Source organism: Pseudoroseomonas cervicalis ATCC 49957 (genome assembly GCF_000164635.1).
In the GTDB taxonomy this organism is placed as follows: Bacteria; Pseudomonadota; Alphaproteobacteria; order Acetobacterales; family Acetobacteraceae; genus Pseudoroseomonas; species Pseudoroseomonas cervicalis.
In genome coordinates this window covers 1-757 of the sequence record NZ_GG771144.1, presented here as the reverse complement: position 1 = coordinate 757, position 757 = coordinate 1, and the positions used below count along the sequence as shown (strand labels likewise).

The 757-nt window shown below is 73.4% G+C and carries 1 protein-coding gene; it reads right to left on the bottom strand.

Features of this window, described 5'->3' with window-relative positions:
* Positions 1–85 precede the first annotated feature (85 nt).
* Positions 86–454, bottom strand: coding sequence for a response regulator (locus HMPREF0731_RS22235; protein ID WP_040614486.1), 369 nt, complete (start codon positions 452–454; stop codon positions 86–88).
* Between the last annotated feature and the right edge of the window lie 303 nt (positions 455–757).

The following is a 757-nucleotide window of genomic DNA, read 5'->3' as shown; positions in this document are numbered from 1 at the left end:
CCCGCGTGAGCCCCGGCCCGGCCGGATCCGGCGTGGCCTCCGGCCCGGCCGTCCCGTCCTGGCCCCTGCCCGGCTGCGCCATGCCTCAGGCGCCCGGCAGGACCTGCCGGATCACCTGCTGGAGCTTGTCCGGCGCCACCGGCTTCACCAGCCAGCCGGTGGCGCCGGCGGCGCGCGCCTCGTCGCGCTTGCGCTGCTCCGATTCGGTGGTCAGCAGCAGCATCGGCGTGAAGCGGGCGGCGGGCAGCTTGCGCGCCGCGCTGATCATCTCCACCCCGTTGATGCCGGGCATGTGGTAATCGGTGATGACCAGGGCGAAGCCACCCCGGCGCAGGCAGGACAGGCCTTCCTCGCCATTGGCCGCCGTGGTCACGGCGAAGCCCATGCGCTCCAGGATCCCGGCCATCGTCATCAGCATGGTCGGCGAATCATCGACGAGCAGAGCAGTCTTCATCTCGGCATCCCTGGGCCTGGTGCCGCGCGCCACCGGGGCGTCGCCCCGCCGCACGGCCCGGTGCGCGGTGGGCGCACTGTGTCACGCCGGTTTTTCGCCCGCCACGCGGCGCTGCGAATTCCTGTGCCTCCGCCACCCTGGCGCGCGGCCTTGGCAATTTCGAAGGAAGCGGCCGCCTAGATTGCGCGGTGCATGATGGTGGAGAGATGCATGTCCGAGCCTCTGGCGCGGTCCGCCGGCCGCTTCCCCGGCACCGCCCCGGTCGCCCGGCCCGGGGCCTGGCGGGACGGCACCCGCCACACC